14 protein-coding genes and 1 tRNA gene are annotated in these 16,760 nt (G+C 57.2%); 9 read left to right on the top strand and 6 right to left on the bottom strand.

What is annotated here, in order from left to right:
• The first annotated feature begins 211 nt into the window (after positions 1–211).
• Genes ACGHP1_RS09650 through ACGHP1_RS09660 form a run of 3 tightly spaced genes read left to right on the top strand, consistent with a single transcriptional unit; the run spans position 212 to position 3,354 of the window.
• Entirely contained in the window at positions 212–661 is a 450-nt protein-coding gene (locus ACGHP1_RS09650) for a hypothetical protein (protein ID WP_005945849.1), read from the top strand.
• A 2-nt stretch (positions 662–663) separates the two neighbouring features.
• Positions 664–1,776 carry an HlyD family secretion protein gene (locus tag ACGHP1_RS09655; protein ID WP_005945848.1) on the top strand — a complete coding sequence of 371 codons (1,113 nt, stop codon included), beginning with the start codon at positions 664–666 and terminating at the stop codon, positions 1,774–1,776.
• A gap of 57 nt (positions 1,777–1,833) precedes the next feature.
• Positions 1,834–3,354, top strand: a complete 1,521-nt coding sequence (locus ACGHP1_RS09660; RefSeq protein WP_332376429.1) for an Ig-like domain-containing protein — start codon at positions 1,834–1,836, stop codon at positions 3,352–3,354.
• A 262-nt stretch (positions 3,355–3,616) separates the two neighbouring features.
• Here the strand turns inward: ACGHP1_RS09660 and ACGHP1_RS09665 are convergent, their stop codons facing one another.
• Together ACGHP1_RS09665 and ACGHP1_RS09670 are read right to left on the bottom strand one after the other, a co-directional pair.
• Entirely contained in the window at positions 3,617–5,050 is a 1,434-nt protein-coding gene (locus ACGHP1_RS09665) for a radical SAM protein (protein ID WP_390509208.1), read from the bottom strand.
• 160 nt (positions 5,051–5,210) lie between these two features.
• A complete protein-coding gene (locus tag ACGHP1_RS09670) occupies positions 5,211–5,792 on the bottom strand; it encodes a TetR-like C-terminal domain-containing protein (protein ID WP_390509211.1) in 582 nt (193 codons plus the stop codon).
• Positions 5,793–6,127: 335 nt separating this feature from the next.
• Here ACGHP1_RS09670 and proC point away from each other — a divergent pair, with 335 nt between their 5' ends.
• The 4 genes from proC to ACGHP1_RS09690 all read left to right on the top strand — a co-directional run bounded on the left by proC (position 6,128) and on the right by ACGHP1_RS09690 (position 9,863).
• Complete coding sequence (gene proC, locus ACGHP1_RS09675; RefSeq protein ID WP_005945823.1) at positions 6,128–6,934, top strand: pyrroline-5-carboxylate reductase; 807 nt, start codon at positions 6,128–6,130, stop codon at positions 6,932–6,934.
• A 7-nt stretch (positions 6,935–6,941) separates the two neighbouring features.
• Entirely contained in the window at positions 6,942–7,718 is a 777-nt protein-coding gene (proB, locus tag ACGHP1_RS09680; RefSeq protein ID WP_097775355.1) for a glutamate 5-kinase, read from the top strand.
• A 4-nt stretch (positions 7,719–7,722) separates the two neighbouring features.
• A complete protein-coding gene (locus ACGHP1_RS09685) occupies positions 7,723–8,985 on the top strand; it encodes a glutamate-5-semialdehyde dehydrogenase (protein ID WP_390509215.1) in 1,263 nt (420 codons plus the stop codon).
• A 437-nt stretch (positions 8,986–9,422) separates the two neighbouring features.
• Positions 9,423–9,863, top strand: a complete 441-nt coding sequence (locus ACGHP1_RS09690; protein WP_097781691.1) for a methylglyoxal synthase — start codon at positions 9,423–9,425, stop codon at positions 9,861–9,863.
• 78 nt (positions 9,864–9,941) lie between these two features.
• On the opposite strand, the gene ACGHP1_RS09695 is transcribed toward ACGHP1_RS09690, so the two are convergent.
• The 4 genes from ACGHP1_RS09695 to murD form a co-directional block, all read right to left on the bottom strand.
• Positions 9,942–11,120: a pyridoxal phosphate-dependent aminotransferase gene (locus ACGHP1_RS09695; protein ID WP_097781690.1), complete on the bottom strand. Its 1,179-nt coding sequence runs from the start codon at positions 11,118–11,120 to the stop codon at positions 9,942–9,944.
• 14 nt (positions 11,121–11,134) lie between these two features.
• On the bottom strand, positions 11,135–12,397 hold the full coding sequence (locus ACGHP1_RS09700; RefSeq protein WP_005945812.1) for a methionine gamma-lyase family protein: 1,263 nt from the start codon (positions 12,395–12,397) through the stop codon (positions 11,135–11,137).
• A gap of 194 nt (positions 12,398–12,591) precedes the next feature.
• Positions 12,592–13,365 carry a GNAT family N-acetyltransferase gene (locus ACGHP1_RS09705; protein WP_371292781.1) on the bottom strand — a complete coding sequence of 258 codons (774 nt, stop codon included), beginning with the start codon at positions 13,363–13,365 and terminating at the stop codon, positions 12,592–12,594.
• Entirely contained in the window at positions 13,362–14,765 is a 1,404-nt protein-coding gene (gene murD, locus ACGHP1_RS09710; RefSeq protein WP_371292780.1) for a UDP-N-acetylmuramoyl-L-alanine--D-glutamate ligase, read from the bottom strand. The genes ACGHP1_RS09705 and murD overlap by 4 nt, the downstream gene beginning before the upstream one ends.
• Positions 14,766–15,020: 255 nt before the next feature.
• Between murD and ACGHP1_RS09715 the strand changes: the two genes are divergently transcribed.
• Positions 15,021–16,592, top strand: coding sequence for a peptide ABC transporter substrate-binding protein (locus tag ACGHP1_RS09715; protein WP_390509218.1), 1,572 nt, complete (start codon positions 15,021–15,023; stop codon positions 16,590–16,592).
• 55 nt (positions 16,593–16,647) lie between these two features.
• Positions 16,648–16,723 (top strand) — tRNA-Gly (locus ACGHP1_RS09720).
• Positions 16,724–16,760: the final 37 nt, after the last annotated feature.

The raw sequence follows: 16,760 nt of genomic DNA on the forward strand, positions 1-16,760 counted from the left end.
GCCTGCTCAGGTAACTATGCCTCACTATGGTGTGCCCGGAGGCAAAACGCCTCCGGGCACATTTTATTTGCAAGATCCCTATTACTTTTATAAGTAGTAGGCGATCGGGAGCGGAGAGGAAGCTGCTCTCTGCAGCGGTTTTCTCCCCTTTCTCGATTGCCTATTACTGCCTCTTCTGAGGTAAATCTGAAAAGGAACCGAGGTATTCAACATGAAAGAGATCAAAGTAGCCGAGAACAAGACCCTGAAGCTCACCAATGTGCTTTCCCGTGAGATCCATCCGGAAGAGATGGCCAGTCTGCCCGTGGTGCTGACCCAGATGCACAACTTTATCAAGAGCAACAACGCACAGCCCATTGGCCCCATTGTGCAGGCCATGGTGGTTGGTGAGGACCGTCAGATGCACCTGTACATGATGCAGCAGGCTACCCAGTTCATCGGCCAGATGGAGCAGGACTACCATATGGATGCTGTTCTGCGCGTGAAGAACTGCCTGTATGCCCACTACACCGGCCCCATGCCCGAAAGCCAGCTGGCTTCCTACAAGCTGCAGGTCCACGCTTTTGAGAATGAGCAGAAACTGACCGGCACCTCCTATACCATCTATGTCAATCAGGATGAGGATGATGCCGTGGTCGATGTCTTTATGGAGACCAAGTAATTATGACGATTAAAGTTCAGAACCTTTCGGATCTGCAGGACCGCCGCATCATGATGGAAAAAAAGCTGCCGCCTTATGGCTACGCTTTTGTCATTCTGGTGGGCATCTTCATGCTGTTTCTGGTGGTGTGGAGCACCCATACCAACCGCATTTATGTCAGCCAGAACGCAGGCACCGTGCAGGCCAGCAATAAAACCTATATCATGTCCAGTTATTCCGGCTCCATTACCGAGATGTATATTTCGGAGGGCAGCTATGTGAACGAGGGCGACCTCGTGGCCCACATCAAGAGCACGGATATCGACATGCAGCAGGATAACTTGGAAAGCCAGCTCAAGATCTACCAGACCCAGCTGGATCAGTACAACAAGCTGCTGCAGTGCGTGCAGGATGATACCAACTACTTCAGCGAGACAAACCCCGAAGATCAGCCCTACTACTATCAGTACGAGACCTACAAGAGCCAGGTCTCTCAGAAGACCTTTGATGCCACGGCCTATCAGGCTGCCGGTTACTCCGATGCTCAGATCAAGACCATGATGGAGCAGAGCCAGAGCGAAGTAGAAGCTCTGTACTACTCCACCATGCAGTCCATCTCCCAGAGCATTACCAGCGCACAGAGCAACGTGGACAACGTTCAGGCTCAGCTCGATGCCTTGAACACCGGTGCCAACGATTACTACATCTACGCCCCCACCTCCGGTGTGATCCACATGGATACTCCTTACAAAGAGGGCATGGTGCTGAGCGCAGGCTCCCCGCTGGCCACTGTTGCCAGCGAGAACGACGATCTGGAGATCGTTGCCATGGTCACCGTGAATGACCGCCCGCTGCTTCATGTGGGTGACCCGTGCAAGATCGCCATTACCGGCCTTTCGGAGTATTCCTATGGCACCCTGACCGGCACTGTAACGGCCATTGACAGTGACGTGACTGCCAGTTCCAACGCTTCCTACTATAAGATGACCATTAAGCCCGATGCCACTTATGTGGTGAGCCGCAGCGGCGACAAGGTGGATCTTTCCAACGGCATGAGCGTTACTGCCCGCGTGGAGTACGATCAGGTCACCTATTTCGAGTACGCAATGGAAGCCCTGGGCGTTCTGTTCCGCTAAACCGGAGCTGTGCTGACTGCCAGCCGCCGTTATATCACCCAAAGAGGTACACTTACTATGAAATCAACCGCAAAAAAACTGGCCGTCTGTGCGGCAGCGCTCTGCCTGCTGGCCTGCGGCACAGCTGTGTCTGCGGCCGCAGCAAGCCCTGTCTCCGGCCTTGCCCTGAGCGGCGTTGCCATGCCGTGGGATCAGGACGTGCCTGCCGAAAGCATTGAGGCCGGCAGCTATACCGCCAACATGCTGCTGGGTTCCTCTCAGCAGCTGTCTCCTGTGGTGCGTCCGCGCAACTCTACCGACTCGGTTGTCTTTATCTCGGACGATACTTCCATTCTGACCGTGAGCAACTCCGGTGTCGTGCAGGCTGTGGGCGTAGGCACCACCCGCATCACCGCTGCCGCAGGCAACCAGATCTGTGCCTACACCATCGTTGTCTCCATGGATTCTTCCATGATCGTTACTGAGATGGACCTTTCCCTTTCCTCCAACACCATCTATGTTGGCAACTCGGTCTCGGCACAGCTGCAGGTGCGGCCTACTTCGGCTTCCAACTATGCCACCGTCGCCCTGACCTCTTCCAATGAGAAGGTTGCCACGGTGAACAATTTCGGCCGTGTTACCGGCATTTCCCCCGGCACCGCCACCATTACCGCTACCTGCGGTTCGGTGACTGCTACCACCAATGTCACGGTCATGAGTATTCCCAACTCCAGCACCGGCACCGCCAGCACTGGTTCTTCCAACAGCGGTCAGGTCGTCACGGTGAATCCTTCCTACGTTGTGCTCAAGCCCGGTGCCACCCGCACCCTGACCGCCAGTGTCAAGCCTTCTTCCGCTTCCCAGAAGTTCACCTATAAGTCCGCCAACAGCAACATTGCCACGGTCAGCCCCAGCGGCGTGATCACGGCTGTGGGCACCGGCGCTACTTCCATTACCGTTTCCAACGGCACTGCATCCGCCATGGTCACGGTCATCGTCAACCGTTCGGCTGCATCTTCTTCCGATAATTCTTCGGACAGCAGCTCCACCGAACCGGATAACGATGCTCCCATCGAGATCGATCCCGTTGTGCAGGCCATTCAGGACAGTGAGGACAACGAGATCGTTTTCACACAGGCCGAGGTGCCTACCGTGACCGGTGATATCCTCAATGCGCTGCGTACCACCGGCAAGACCCTGTGCGTGGTGGGCGATGGCTACACCATGCAGATTGCAGGCAGCGGTGTCAAGAGCACCACCAGTGAGCTGGACACCATGCTCATCCTGACTGAGTCCGATCAGGGCATCGAGTTTGAGCTGGACAAGGGCAAGGCTCTTCCCTGCTCGGTGCGCATCGATCTGGATGTGAGCACCTATACCCGCCTGTATCTGTACAACACCGTCTCCAACAAGTGGCAGTATCTGAACAGCTACACCGACGGCATCATCACTGCCGATACTGCAGGCCGTTATCTGCTGACCAACCAGAACCTGAAATTTGCCAATATCAACTGGACCTTCTTCATTGCCGGTGGTGTTGTAGTGGTTCTGATCGGCATTGCATATGTTGTGCTGAAAAAGCGCTACTGGTTCTGGTAATTTTCAAAACCACTCTTTCATGAAACAGTAAGACCCTCTCTGAGTGTGATATGCTCCCCCTAGAGTAGACAGAGTAAAACAAAAACTCTGCGTACTCTGGGGGTATTTTTATATCAAGAAAGAACCATCACTTTTGCACAAAAAATTCGCCGTTTCCTTGTGGAAACGGCGAACAAAAACTTATATTATTTCTCTGTCTACTTGACGGAGCGCACTTCAATGGAACGTCTGGGCTTTGTTTGCATTATGATGTCTGCCTTCGTTACTTTTCAATGGGCTGCGAGGGCTTCCAGTCCTTGTAGTTCTCGTAGCGGCTCTCGCGGATCTTGGTGTGGGACCAGATCTCGTCCGCCGTGGGCTGCCAGTTGGCTGCATAGTTCTTGCACTTCTCGCACAGGTGCTCCACGCTCTCCGGCGACTGCAGGTCGGTGCTGTGGGCACCGGTCTCGTGCACCATCTTCTGCAGCAGTTCGGGGTTTTCCAGCATCGGGCAGGGACGCAGATGGTTCTTGTTGAAGGGCTGGCCGTTGTGATAAGCCATGAACAGCGGGCTGTGCAGAATTTCCAGAATGCTCTGGTCGTGGATATTGGCATTGGAGTAGTGGATGAACACGCACGGCTCTGCGTCACCGGCCGAGTTGATGTGGAAGTAGTTGCGTCCGCCGGCAATACAGCCGCCCACAAACTCGCCATCGTTCTGGAAATCCATCGGGTAGAACGGGATATCGCACTCTTCCGAGCGCAGATAGCGGATGCGGTCGATCATATATTTGCGCTGCTCCGGGGTAGGCATCAGTTCCGGTGCTGCCTCGTTGCCCACGGGCATGTAGTGGAAGTAGAAGCCGAAGTGTGCGCCCTTCTCGCACAGGAAACGCATGAACTCATCGTTGGTAACAGCTTCGATATTATCGCGGGTGTAGCAGATGGACGTGCCGAACACGATGCCGTGCTCCTTGAGCAGATCCATAGCATGCATAACAGCGGCATAGTGCCCCTCACCGCGGCGGGCATCGTTGGTCTCCGGGGTGCCCTCGATGGACAGCATGAAGGCAATGTTGCCCAGACGCACCACCTCTTTGCAGAAGGGCTCATCGATGAGGGTGGAGTTTGTGTAGATGGCAAACTGCACATCATTGTGCTTCTCGGCCAGCTTGAGGATATCAGCCTTGCGCACCAGCGGCTCGCCGCCGGTCAGCATGTACAGGTATACGCCCAGCTCCTTGCCCTCGGTAACGATCTTGTCCATATCCTCAAAGCTGAGGTTGTTCTTGTTGCCATACTCGCCAGCCCAGCAGCCCACGCAATGCATGTTGCAGGCAGAAGTGGGGTCGAACAGGATCAGCCAGGGGATGTTGCACTGATACTTCACGCGGTTCTCGCGGATGGTCTTGGTGCCGCGGAAGAAAGCCTCGTAGCCCAGATTCAGCGCCATGGTGCGGGCCACGTTGGGGTCGGTCTGATCCAGCACACAGTTGATGAGCTTGGACCACTTGCTGTCGGGGTCGGTCAGGGTCTGTCTGGCGTGTTCGTAGGCTTCATCGCTGAACGAACTGCCATAGAACTGCTTTGCAATATCCACCAGCTGTCCCACGGTTTTCTGACGGTCTTTATCGGCATGAGAAAGCACCACGTCCACCATTTTACCAACGGCAGCACGCTGCATTTTATGAGTCAGGCTCTCAACAGAAGTATTCATTATCCTTTTCCTCCAAACGGTATTTTTCGGAAATCTCTTTTTCTATTTCTATGCCATTACTCTACCATTCTATCCCACAAGTTTCCATAAACAGAAAAAGCGCCGTGATAGAAAACCCATCACGGCGCGGATTATGATAAAATTTTGTCGTTCTTCCGGTTCAACCGTCCTGTTCCAGATGGATCTTATTGCTGGCAAGGCGGCATAACGCGCGGCGCAGATCGCCCTGCAGCATCCGTCCCATACGTTCTACCATCACAGCGGGCTCGGTCTTCATATCCCGGCGGATCCATTCCAGCACCACGCCCACCAGCGCATATTTGTAAAAATCCACCACAAACTGCTTGTCATCGTCCTGCACGGTGATGTCGCGGCATTCGCGATCCGCAAATTCCTTCAGCATGGGGTCCAGAAGCTTGTACAGATACTGCTCCACCTGTTCACGCCCCACAGAGCGGTATACGTTCAGTACCAGTGCTTTGTTATCCCGGATCTGGTGCAGGATGTCCAGAAATGCTTCGGTCCATGTATCAAAGCTCTGGCGGCCTTCCATCGCCTTGACCGCATCTTCCGTCAGGATCCAATCCACCAGATCGTAAATATCCTTGAAGTGGTAGTAGAAAGTCATGCGGTTCACGCCGCAGTCCTCGGTGATATCGTTGATCGTGATCTTATTGAGGGGCTTTTCCAGCAGCAGCTTTTTCAGCGATGCTTCCAGTGCCCGCTTCGTTGTTTGTGACACAAAAACCTTCCTTTCCCGACCGTAGAAATTTTTCCCGCTGCGTACGGCGATTGGCAGCTTCGTACATTATAATACCGCAAAAGCCGTCCCGATTGCAAGCATTGATTCTGTCCATTTTGTAAACAAAGAATCTTCCTGCGTTTTCACTCCGGCAGTTTCTCGCTTCAAAAGCCGTTTCTCAGCCCCCTAAACCCCTTCCGGCGGTGCGCAATGCCTGCAAAAGCGGCTTCTTCCGGCAAAAAAGCGGAAAAGGCCCTTGATTTTATATTCCTCTACGCTTAGAATGGGAGCAGACGGCTGTGATTGAAGTGCCGTTTTGAGGGAGGGTACAAACTATGATGGATACCATTGGTTTTCTGGGCTGCGGCAACATGGGTGGAGCCATCGCCCGTGCCGTTTGCAAAGCTGTTGACCCTAAGAAAGTTTTTCTGGCAAACCGCACTGCGGCCAAGGCACAGGCACTGGCCAAAGAACTGGGCTGCAAAACCGCCACAAATGCCGAGGTGGCCGGTGACTGCGACCTGATTTTTCTGGCGGTAAAGCCCCAGATGATGGAAGCTCTGCTCCAGCCGCTCAAATTCACCTTTGACGAGCGCCCCAGCCGTTTTGTGCTGTGCAGCATGGCAGCGGGCCTTTCGATCGCCCGCATTCAGGAGATGGCCGGTGAGGACTTTCCTGTGATCCGCATCATGCCTAACACCCCGGCTTCGGTGGGCGAGGGTATGATCCAGTACTGTTCCAGCAATGTCACCGCTGAGGAAGAAGAAGCCTTCCTCAGGATCATGGCTCCTGCGGGCCGTCTGGATGCCGTGCCGGAAAGTCTGATCGATGCCGCCAGCTGCGTTTCCGGCTGCGGCCCGGCATGGGTGTACCAGTTTATTGAGGCTCTGGCTGATGGCGGCGTGGCCTGCGGCCTGCCCCGCGCCAAAGCGCAGGAATATGCCGCGCAGATGGTTCTGGGCAGCGCAAAGCTGGTGCTGGAAAGCGGAAAGCATCCCGGCGAACTCAAGGATGCTGTATGCAGCCCCGGCGGCAGCACCATTCAGGGCGTGCGCGTGCTGGAAGAGCACGGCCTGCGCGGTGCGGTGATGGATGCCGTGATCGCCTCGTACAATAAGACAAAGGAAATGGGAAAGGGTTAAGGATATCATGCGCATCGTTGTAAAAGTAGGCACTTCTACTCTGGCATACGCCACCGGACGGCTGAACATCCGCCACACGGAACAGCTGGTCAAGGTGCTCAGCGACCTGAAAAACGAGGGCCATGAGGTTATTCTGGTGTCCTCCGGTGCCATTGGCATGGGCGTGGGCAAGCTCTCACTGCCAACCCGCCCAAAGGACACCACCACCAAGCAGGCCTGCGCCGCTGTGGGCCAGTGTGAGCTGATGTACACCTACGACCGGCTGTTCAACGCCTACAATCACACCGTGGCGCAGATCCTGCTCACCGGCGTGGACGTGGAGCACACCGAACGCCGCGTGAACTTTCAGAACACCCTGTCCCGCCTGCTGGAGCTGGGTGCCCTGCCCATCATCAACGAAAACGACACCGTTGCCACCGATGAGATCACCTCCATTGGCGACAACGACACGCTGGCGGCCATCGTGGCCTGCTGCGCCAAGGCTGACATGCTGGTGCTACTGAGTGACATCGACGGCCTGTACACCGCCAATCCCCACACCCACACGGACGCAAAGCTCATCCCGCTGGTGGAGGAGATCACCCCCGAGGTGATGGCTCTGGCCGATGGTGCCGGTTCGGCCCTTGGCACCGGCGGCATGGCCACCAAGCTGCGCGCTGCCCGCATGGTAACGGGCAGCGGTGCCGATATGGTCATTGCCAACGGCGCACACCCGGAGCTTTTGTACGACATTGCCGCAGGCAGATCCGCAGGCACCCGCTTTGCGGCCCGCAAGGAGGACTGAACACATGACCACACAGGAAATTCTGGAAGCCGCCCGCAGCGCCAAAAGTGCCCTTGCGCTGGCCGATAACACCGCCCGCAACGCGGCCCTGCTGGGCATGGCAGATGCGCTGTGCAGCGCAGACGATCAGGCGGCCATCCTTGCCGCCAACGCCGAGGACATGGCTGCGGCCAAGGGGCACATCAGCGATGTGATGCTGGACCGTCTGGCCCTGACCGCACCGCGCATTGAAGCCATGGCGCAGGGCATCCGCGAGGTTGCCACTCTGCCCGACCCGGTGGGCCGGGTGCTGAACCGGGTGGAGCGCCCCAACGGGCTTGTCATTGAAAAGACGGCTGTGCCCATGGGTGTGATCGCCATTATCTACGAGAGCCGCCCCAATGTGACCAGCGATGCCGCTGCCCTTGCCATCAAGAGCGGCAATGCCTGTATCCTGCGCTGCGGCAAGGAGGCCTGGCGCAGTGCCAACGCCATCGTCACAGCCCTGCGGCAGGGCCTGAAAAAAGCCGGTCTGCCCGAGACAGCGGTCTGCCTGATCGAGGACACCACCCACGCTTCTGCCAACGCCCTGATGACCGCTGTAGGCTATGTGGATCTGCTGATCCCGCGCGGCGGTGCCGGGCTGATCCGTGCCTGCGTTCAGAACGCCAAGGTCCCCTGCATCCAGACCGGCACCGGCATCTGCCATGTGTACGTAGACGACACCGCCGATCTGGACAAAGCTCTGGACATCATCGAGAACGCCAAGGCCAGCCGCCCCAGCGTGTGCAACGCCGAGGAAGTGTGCCTTGTGCACTCTGCCATTGCTGGGGAGTTTCTTCCCCGTCTGGCCCAGCGGCTTGGCCCGGACCGCATTGCAAAGGGTCTGCATCCGGTAGAGCTTCGTCTTGATAAGCGCGCCGCCGCCATAATCGTTGGCACGCCTGCCGGCGAAAAGGACTTTGACACCGAATTTCTGGACTACATCCTCGCGGTCAAGGTCGTGGACAGCGTAGAGGAGGCCATCGGGCATATTGCTGAGCACTCCACCGGCCACAGCGAAGCCATCCTGACCCAGACACAGGCCCATGCCGATCTGTTCACTGCCGCAGTGGACAGCGCCGCCGTGTATGTGAACTGTTCCACTCGCTTTACGGATGGCGGTGAATTCGGCCTTGGGTGTGAAATGGGCATTTCCACCCAGAAACTCCACGCCCGCGGCCCCATGGGACTGGCCGAGCTGTGCAGCTACAAGTATATCATCCACGGCAATGGTCAGATCCGCTAAAGCCCGCTGAACCCACCTTTCCAGTGCGGAAATCGGGAGTGAGCGTTTTCTCCATAATATTCATAATTTAGAAACGAAACTGAAAAGTTTTTTCCGAAACAGGCTGGTGCGATTTGCGCCAGCCTGTATTTTTGTTTTATTCCCATGAAATGTTCTTTCAGCAAAGACAAAAACTGAATTATGTTTTCAATCTGCCTTTCCTATTCGACCACTGATATAGATGATTGTATCCCAGTTCTCTCCAATTCTTACAAAGTAATAGTCTTACTTTCTCCGTTTTATCTGGTAAAAAGTATAAAAAAGCTCTTGACAAGCACGGTTTTATTGCGGTAAAACTATATTGGAAATTTTGATAACGATTTCACTTCATTTCACTTTCCAATGAGAAAGTTGTTCGTCACACACAACACTATACTTGGAACAAAGGAGAGAGCAATATGACGATCGCCATTCTTGCACACGATTCCCGCAAAGAGCTTGCACTGCAGTTCTGCACTGCTTACAGCGCCATTTTGTCCAAAAACACAGTCATTGCTACCGGCACCACCGGACGGATGCTGGCGCAGGCTACCGGCCTGCCCGTGCACTGTTATCTCTCCGGGCGCTTGGGCGGTGTGCAGCAGATCACTTCCCGCATTGCGTGCGACGAAGTGGATCTGGTGTTGTTCTTCCGTGACCCGCTGAAAGCGGATGCCGCCAGCATCACCGAGCAGAATCTGCTCCGCCTGTGCGATATGCACAGCGTACCCATTGCCACCAACATTGCCACCGCCGAGGTCTTGCTGCGCGGTATGGATCAGGGCGACCTGGACTACCGCGAGGGGATGCATCCCGCTCTTGTGGAGCCAATGCCCACCGTGCAGCGCCACGCCGTGTGATGAATCGTGTATAGAGTATCGGGAAAGAGACAACGCCGCAGGAAACTTCCTGCGGCGCTGTTGTTTTTTGTTTTGCTTTTATTTCAGTAAAGCCTGCAGCTTTTCCAGCCGGCGGACGGCTTCGTCCAGCACATCGGTGCCGCGGGCAAAGTGCATCCGGATCAGGTGGTTCACCGGCTCCCGGAAGAAGCTGGAGCCAGGCACAGCGGCCACGCCCACTTCCCGGATCATCCACTCACAGAACTGCAGGTCGGTCCAGCCCTTGAACTGGGGCAGCGCCAGAAAATCGGAAATATCGATCATCACAAAATAGGTGCCCTGCGGAACATTGTGCTTCAGCCCCACACGGTCCAGCCCGGCCAGAAAATGATCGCGCTTTTCTGTGTAAAGGGCCTGCAGCTCTTCGTAATAGCTGGCGGGCATCTCCAAACCGGCCACAGCGGCCTCCTGCAGGGGTGCAGCCGCACCCACAGTGAGAAAGTCGTGCACCTTGCGCGCGCCCTCAATGACCTCTGCGGGTCCGATCAGATAGCCCAGACGCCAGCCCGTGATGGAGTAAGTCTTGGAGAGCGAGTTGCAGGTGATGGTGTGCTCAAACATGCCGGGCAGGCTTGCCATGCAGATATGCTCTGCCGGCGCGTAGATGATATGCTCGTACACCTCATCCGTCACCACAAAGGCATCGTACTGGATGGCCAGCTTTGCAATGGCTTCCAGCTCGTCGCGGCGGAACACCTTGCCGCAGGGATTGGAGGGGTTGCACAGGATCAGCGCCTTGGCACCCTCGGCAAAGCCCTTTTCGATCAGGCTGATGTCAAACTCATAGGTGGGCGGCACCAGCGGGATATAGATGGGTTCCGCGCCCGAAAGAATGGCATCGGCACCGTAGTTCTCGTAGAACGGTGAGAAGATCATCACCTTGTCGCCGGGGTTGCAGATGGTCATCATGGCGGCCATCATGGCCTCAGTGCCGCCGCAGGTCACACAGATCTCGGTGTTGGGGTCTACTTCGTGGTGCAGGGCAGGGCTGGTCTTTTTTGCCAGCGCCTCGCGGAAGTTTTGCGCGCCAAAGGTCACAGCGTACTGGTGCGGGCCTTTGTAAGCTGTTTCGGCCAGAGCGTCCAGCAACTGCTTCGGCGGGTCAAAATCCGGGAAGCCCTGCGAGAGGTTGATGGAGTCGTACTGATTGTTGATGCGGGTCATGCGGCGGATGACAGAATCCGTGAAGGTACCCACACGGTCACTTAAAACAGGCATGCGCTCTCCCCTTTTCAGTCCTTAAAATAAGCCTTCTGGATGGCCAGCAGCACGCCTGCACGGCTGGCAGCAAAGTTCAGACCGCCCTGCAGGTAGCAGGTGTACGGCTCACGCAGCGGGCCGTCGCAGGAAAGCTCGATGGTGCTGCCCTGTGTAAAGCTGCCGCTTGCCATGACCACCTCATCAGTATAGCCCGGCTCCGGAGAAGGTTCCGGGGCGGCATAGCTGTCCACGGGACTTGCAGCCTGAATGCCCTGACAGAAGCCGATGAGCGCATCCGCAGTGCCTGCATCAAAGCAGGTGACGATGTCGTTGTGGTCGTCGCAGTAGCGCGGCACTGGATTCTTGCCCAGCAGCTCCAGCATACACTGGGCGTAAATGGCGGTCTTGATGGCCTCGCACACCACGCCGGGCGCATAGTAGAAGCCCAGATACATATCACGGGGCGTTTCCAGCGTGCAGCCCAGATCCTTGCCGAGACCGGGCGCATTCAGGCGGTAAGCGCACAGCTCCACAAGGTCTTTGCGGCCCGCAATGTAGCCGCCGGTGGGAGCGATGCCGCCGCCGGGGTTCTTGATCAGGCTGCCCACCACAAGGTCTGCGCCCATCTGACAGGGTTCCTGCGTCTGGGTGAACTCGCCGTAGCAGTTATCCACAAAAATAATGATGTCCGGGTTTGCGGCGCGGGCGGTATCCGCAATTTTTCGGATCGTTTCCAGATCAAAGGCATTGCGCTGCAGATAGCCGCGGCTGCGCTGGATGTGGCACACCTTTGCACCGGGGGCCTTTTGGGCGATCAGGTCATAATCCGGGGTGAAGTCGGCTTTCAGCGGAGCTTCATCGTACCGGATGCCGTAATCCATCAGGGTGCCGGTGCCCCTGCCCTTGCCGTCCAGACCGATCACACCTTCCAGCGTATCGTAGGGACGGCCGGTGGCAGCCAGTAGGGTGTCCCCTGCCCGCAGCAGGCCGAACAGCGCCACAGCCAGCGTGTGGGTGCCGCTCTGGAACTGGCTGCGCACGAGGGCATCCTCTGCGCCCATCACCTCGGCAAAGATCTGCTCCAGCTTTGCGCGACCGGTATCCCACAGGCCGTAGCCGGTGGTGCCCAGCATATCGGTGGAGGACATCTGGGTATCCGCAAAGGCTTTCAGCATTTTGAGCTGGTTAAAATCGCGGATCTCCTCCATATGGCGGAAGTAGGGCTGGCACAGCTCCATAGCCTTTTCGTCCAGCGCCAGAACTTCGGGTTTGTAATTGAAAAAGTGGTTCAGCATTGACATTATAACGGTTCCTTAATTTTATAGATTTTATAGAGCGCAGGCTTTCTGTCGGAATGACTCCTTCAGCCGCACTTCGTGCGCCAGCTCCCTCAGGGAGGGAGCTCCTGACGAAACCAGAACGTTTCACTTATGCAGAAAGCTTTTCCGTCCTGCCAAAGGCTCCCTCATTGAGGGAGCTGGCAAAACCGTCAGGTTTTGACTGAAGGAGTTTGTTCATATCTTGCATATTCCCCCAGCTTTTCAAAGCCAAGCCGGGTATAAAAGTGCACCCGCTCCGGGCTGCAGAGAAACACCGGGTGCTCCCCCTTGGCGGCAAGCTCGTTCGCCATCTGCACAATGAGCCGCCCGCCGATGCCCTTGCCCCGCAAAGGCTGGGCTGTCTGCCCGCAGGCCATGTAGGCCTGCCTGTTCGCAAGGGCATAGGCCCCTACCGTGCAGATCGTTTCACTCCCCTGCCGCAGCGCCCACACAAGGGCTTTGCCGCGGGTGCGCTTTGTGCAAAGCTCGGAGTAAAAGTCCTCCTGCTTTGCCGTATCCGCCGGGTAGAGCGCCCGTGCCACATCCATGGCAGAGGGTTCTCTGTCAAGGGTCAGTCCGGCCCAGAGCGTCTCGTCTGCAGCGGGCAGCGGCAGAGCCTTGCCGGGTGCAAGGCCGAATACAGTCAGCGTTTCAGCTTTGCACCACCCGGCAGGCGGTGGGCATTCGTTTTCGTCTAAAATGATGCTTTCACACCCGCAGAAAGCCAGAAAGCTGGCCAGCTCTTCCGGGTTTGCGTGCCCTGCTGCCCATGCGGTGCTGCCGCTGAGTTCCAGCGCCAGTGTAGGTCCTGCGTAGAATCGCCACGGCTGGCTTTTGCTAAAAAGGGCAAGATCCAGCGGCAGGGTCGCCCCCAGCACCCATTTTCCCCGGCAGGCATTTAAAAAGCGGGCGCGGTGGGCTTTTGTGCTGACCTGCGCGATCACTTCAGCTCGTTGACGATCTTCTTGAACTCGCGGCCGCGCACCTCAAAGTTGGGGTACAGGTCAAACGATGCGCTGGCCGGGGACAGGATGATGATGTCACCGGGCTTTGCGCAGGCACGGGCCAGCTCCACAGCGTGCTGCATGTTGTCGGCATGCTGGATGGGCAGCTCTGCTTCGTTGAAGTTCGGGTCCTCGCGCACAGCCTTTTCGATGCGGGGGCCGGTGGCACCCATCAGCACAAGGTTCTTCACGTGGGCCACCACTTCCGGTGCCAGCGGCTCATAAGGAATGTGCTTGTCGTAGCCGCCAGCAATCAGAATGACCTTCTGGTTAAAGCTGCGCAGACCGGCAATGGTGCGCGTCGGGCTGGTGCCGATGGAGTCGTTGTAGTACAGCACGCCGTCCAGCGTGCGCACCGGCTCAATGCGGTGCTCCACACCGGTAAAGGTGCTGCCCACCTTCTGGATGGCTTCCACGGGCACCTCGCCCCACACGGCAGCGGCAGCAGCCAGCAGGTTTTCAATGTTGTGCAGGCCGCGCAGCTTCACGTCCTTCTGGGCCAGGAAGGGGGTCACAACGCCATCCTCGGCCATGCAGAGCATGTTGTCCTCCTTGCGCAGGAAGGCACCGTTGTCGGTATCGTGCAGGCGGGTGAACCACACCTGCTTGCCCTTGCAGTCGGACTGCATGGAACGGCTGATCTCGTTCTCATAGCCCAGCACAGCGCGGCAGGGCTGCTTCTGGTACAGCAGGATGTTGCGCTTGGCATCAATGTACTCCTGCATGTTTTTGTGGTGGTCCAGATGGTTGGGGGTGACATTGGTCACCACGGCAATGTTGGGGCTGGAATGCATGCTGATGAGCTGGAAGCTGGAAAGCTCCACCACAGCCACATCATCGGGAGCCACCTCGGGCAGCATGGGCAGCAGAGCTGCGCCGATGTTGCCGCCCAGATGCACCTTGCGGCCTGCGGCCTCGTAGAACTTGGAGATCAGGGTGGTGGTGGTGGTCTTGCCGTCGGAGCCGGTCACGGCTACGATCTCGCAGGGGCAGAAGTCGAAGAACAGCTCCACCTCACTGGTGACCATGGTGCCTGCGGCCATGGCATCCTGCAGGGGCTTTTCAAAGTAGCCCACAAAGCCCGGGGTGCGCATGATGATATCCTGACCCTTGAAGCCATCCAGATAGTTTTCGCCCAAGCTCAGGTCGATGCCCAGCTCCTTGATGGTTGCAGCGTAATCGCCAAAGTCCTCCACGCTCTTTTTCTGGTCGCACAGGGTCACATGGGCACCCATCTCCACAAACTCCTTGATCAGGGTCTTGTGGCTGACACCGGCACCAATAAAGGCCACTTTTTTGCCTTTGATGAGTTCAATCAGTTTCTGCTGATCCTTCTGCATAAAAACAGTTCCTCCTCCATAATATCGTATTCAGAACGCACCTCAAAACGGGTGCAGAGATGTTTCGCTGTACCATTATAGTCCATTTAGCCGCAATTGGCAACGGAAAAACGCCCTTTTTGCCCCAAAAAGCAAGGTAAATTCACAATTCTGCAATTGTATTTTGCCGCTGTTTCTGCTACACTTGTCGAAGCAGAGTGCTTTTTGTATACAAAAAGCCTTTTTTCGCAAATACCATAGAATGAGGTCATCCCCTTGAAACAGTTCTTCCGTATTACCGCAGCATTGCTTGCTGCTGCGTTCCTGCTTGCGCTCACCGGCTGCGGCAGCAGTTCCAGTGCGCCAAGCTTTACATGGTTCGTGGATACCATTCCCGCAAACCTCGACCCGCAGGTGGCTTCTGCTGCACCGGACGTGATCGCCTGCGAGAACCTTTACAGCGGGCTTGTCCGCAAAAAAGCGGATGGCGAGATCGTGCCCGATCTGTCCGAGAGCTGGACGGTCTCCTCCGATGGCAAGACCTACACCTTCCAGATCAAGGACGGCCTGACCTACAAGGCCGTTAAGGGCGCTTCCACGGATCACACCATCACTGCCGAGGACTTTGTGTTTGCATTCCGGCGTATATTCCAGCCGCAGACAAATTCCCCTTATGCCGTGGAGTTTGCCGCCCTTGAGAACAGTGCTGCCGTGCTGGCTGGCACAGCCGATGCCAGCACGCTGGGCGTTTCGGCCGCCGGCCCGCTGACGCTGGTGTTCCGCCTGAGTGAAAAGGACGACAACTTCCTTGCCAAGCTCACCCTGCCCGGTGCCATGCCCTGCGATGAAGCATTTTTTGAGAGCACCCGCGGCACCTACGGCCTGACCGCCAAGACCACCCTTTCCAGCGGCAGCTTCTATCTTTACAACTGGACGGCCAGCGGCCTGTTCCTGCGCCGGGATGTCTCCTCCCCCATGATCGGCAGCCTGCGTCTGGTGCAGAACACCGGCAGCACCGGCAAGAGCGCCGCCCAGCTCATTGCAGACGAAAAATGCTCCGCCGCGCTGGACGACACCGGCGAGGATACCTCGCTGCAGTCGGTGGATTACTCCGACACCACCTGGGCACTGCTGTTCAACAGCGCCGAAGATTCTGTGTTTGCCGATCAGGAACTGCGGCAGGCGCTTGCCGGCATCGCCCGGGAGAATGTGGATGTGCCCTCTTCCGGTCTGTACACCGCTGCCGAGGGTCTTGTGCCCACCGGCCTTTCCGTGGACGGCATCGATTACCGCAAGTCTGTCAGGAACCCGCTGCCCACCATCACCGACCCCCGTACATTGTACCTGAATGCACGGCAGGGCATGGCCAGCTCGGATTTTTCCGGCGTGACCATCCTGCTGCCGAAGGAAGCCGGCCTGACCGAACTGGCCGAGCAGATCAACGGCGCATGGCAGAAGGACTGCTCCCTTTTCTTCTCGGTGGAAGAGGTTCCGCAGGAGGAGTTCGACAAACGCCTTGCAGCGGGCAGCTACACCATTGCGCTGGCTCCCATCCGCGCCGAAGGCGGCAGCGTATACCAGATGCTGCAGCAGTTCACGGCCGAGGGCGGCGGCCTGACCGGCTGGTCCGACCCCATCTACTCTCAGCGTCTGGCCGAGAGTGCCCAGCAGACCGGCAACGCCCGCTGTGCCCTGCTGGCCGATTGTGAGCGCCAGCTGCTGGAAGGCTGCGCCGTGGTGCCGCTGCTGGGCCAGAACAGGCGTCTGCTGGTGGCGGACGGCATCACCGGCCTTGTGTTCGACCCCTTCACGCCGGTGCTGGACCTGACCGATGCCCAGAAAAACTGACATTCTCCGGCCCTTGACAATCCCGTCCCTCTTTGCTACAATAAATGAGCAACTTGCAGGGTTAGCTCATCCGGTAGAGCGGCTGCTTCCCAAGCAGCAGGCGGCGGGTTCGGGTCCCGTACCCTGCTCCAAAAACAAACGGCAAACCGTGGAATATCGGTTTGCCGT

Origin of the sequence: Faecalibacterium sp. i21-0019-B1 (assembly GCF_042852915.1) — a bacterium.
Classification (GTDB): domain Bacteria; phylum Bacillota; class Clostridia; order Oscillospirales; family Ruminococcaceae; genus Faecalibacterium; species Faecalibacterium taiwanense.

Excerpts from the sequence above, each read along its gene's own strand:
- ACGHP1_RS09650 (WP_005945849.1), top strand. The coding sequence starts at position 212 with ATGAAAGAGATCAAAGTAGCCGAGAACAAGACCCTGAAGCTCACCAAT.
- ACGHP1_RS09655 (WP_005945848.1), top strand. The coding sequence starts at position 664 with ATGACGATTAAAGTTCAGAACCTTTCGGATCTGCAGGACCGCCGCATC.
- ACGHP1_RS09660 (WP_332376429.1), top strand. The coding sequence starts at position 1,834 with ATGAAATCAACCGCAAAAAAACTGGCCGTCTGTGCGGCAGCGCTCTGC.
- ACGHP1_RS09665 (WP_390509208.1), bottom strand. The coding sequence starts at position 5,050 with ATGAATACTTCTGTTGAGAGCCTGACTCATAAAATGCAGCGTGCTGCC.
- proC (WP_005945823.1), top strand. The coding sequence starts at position 6,128 with ATGATGGATACCATTGGTTTTCTGGGCTGCGGCAACATGGGTGGAGCC.
- proB (WP_097775355.1), top strand. The coding sequence starts at position 6,942 with ATGCGCATCGTTGTAAAAGTAGGCACTTCTACTCTGGCATACGCCACC.
- ACGHP1_RS09685 (WP_390509215.1), top strand. The coding sequence starts at position 7,723 with ATGACCACACAGGAAATTCTGGAAGCCGCCCGCAGCGCCAAAAGTGCC.
- ACGHP1_RS09690 (WP_097781691.1), top strand. The coding sequence starts at position 9,423 with ATGACGATCGCCATTCTTGCACACGATTCCCGCAAAGAGCTTGCACTG.
- ACGHP1_RS09695 (WP_097781690.1), bottom strand. The coding sequence starts at position 11,120 with ATGCCTGTTTTAAGTGACCGTGTGGGTACCTTCACGGATTCTGTCATC.
- ACGHP1_RS09700 (WP_005945812.1), bottom strand. The coding sequence starts at position 12,397 with ATGCTGAACCACTTTTTCAATTACAAACCCGAAGTTCTGGCGCTGGAC.
- murD (WP_371292780.1), bottom strand. The coding sequence starts at position 14,765 with ATGCAGAAGGATCAGCAGAAACTGATTGAACTCATCAAAGGCAAAAAA.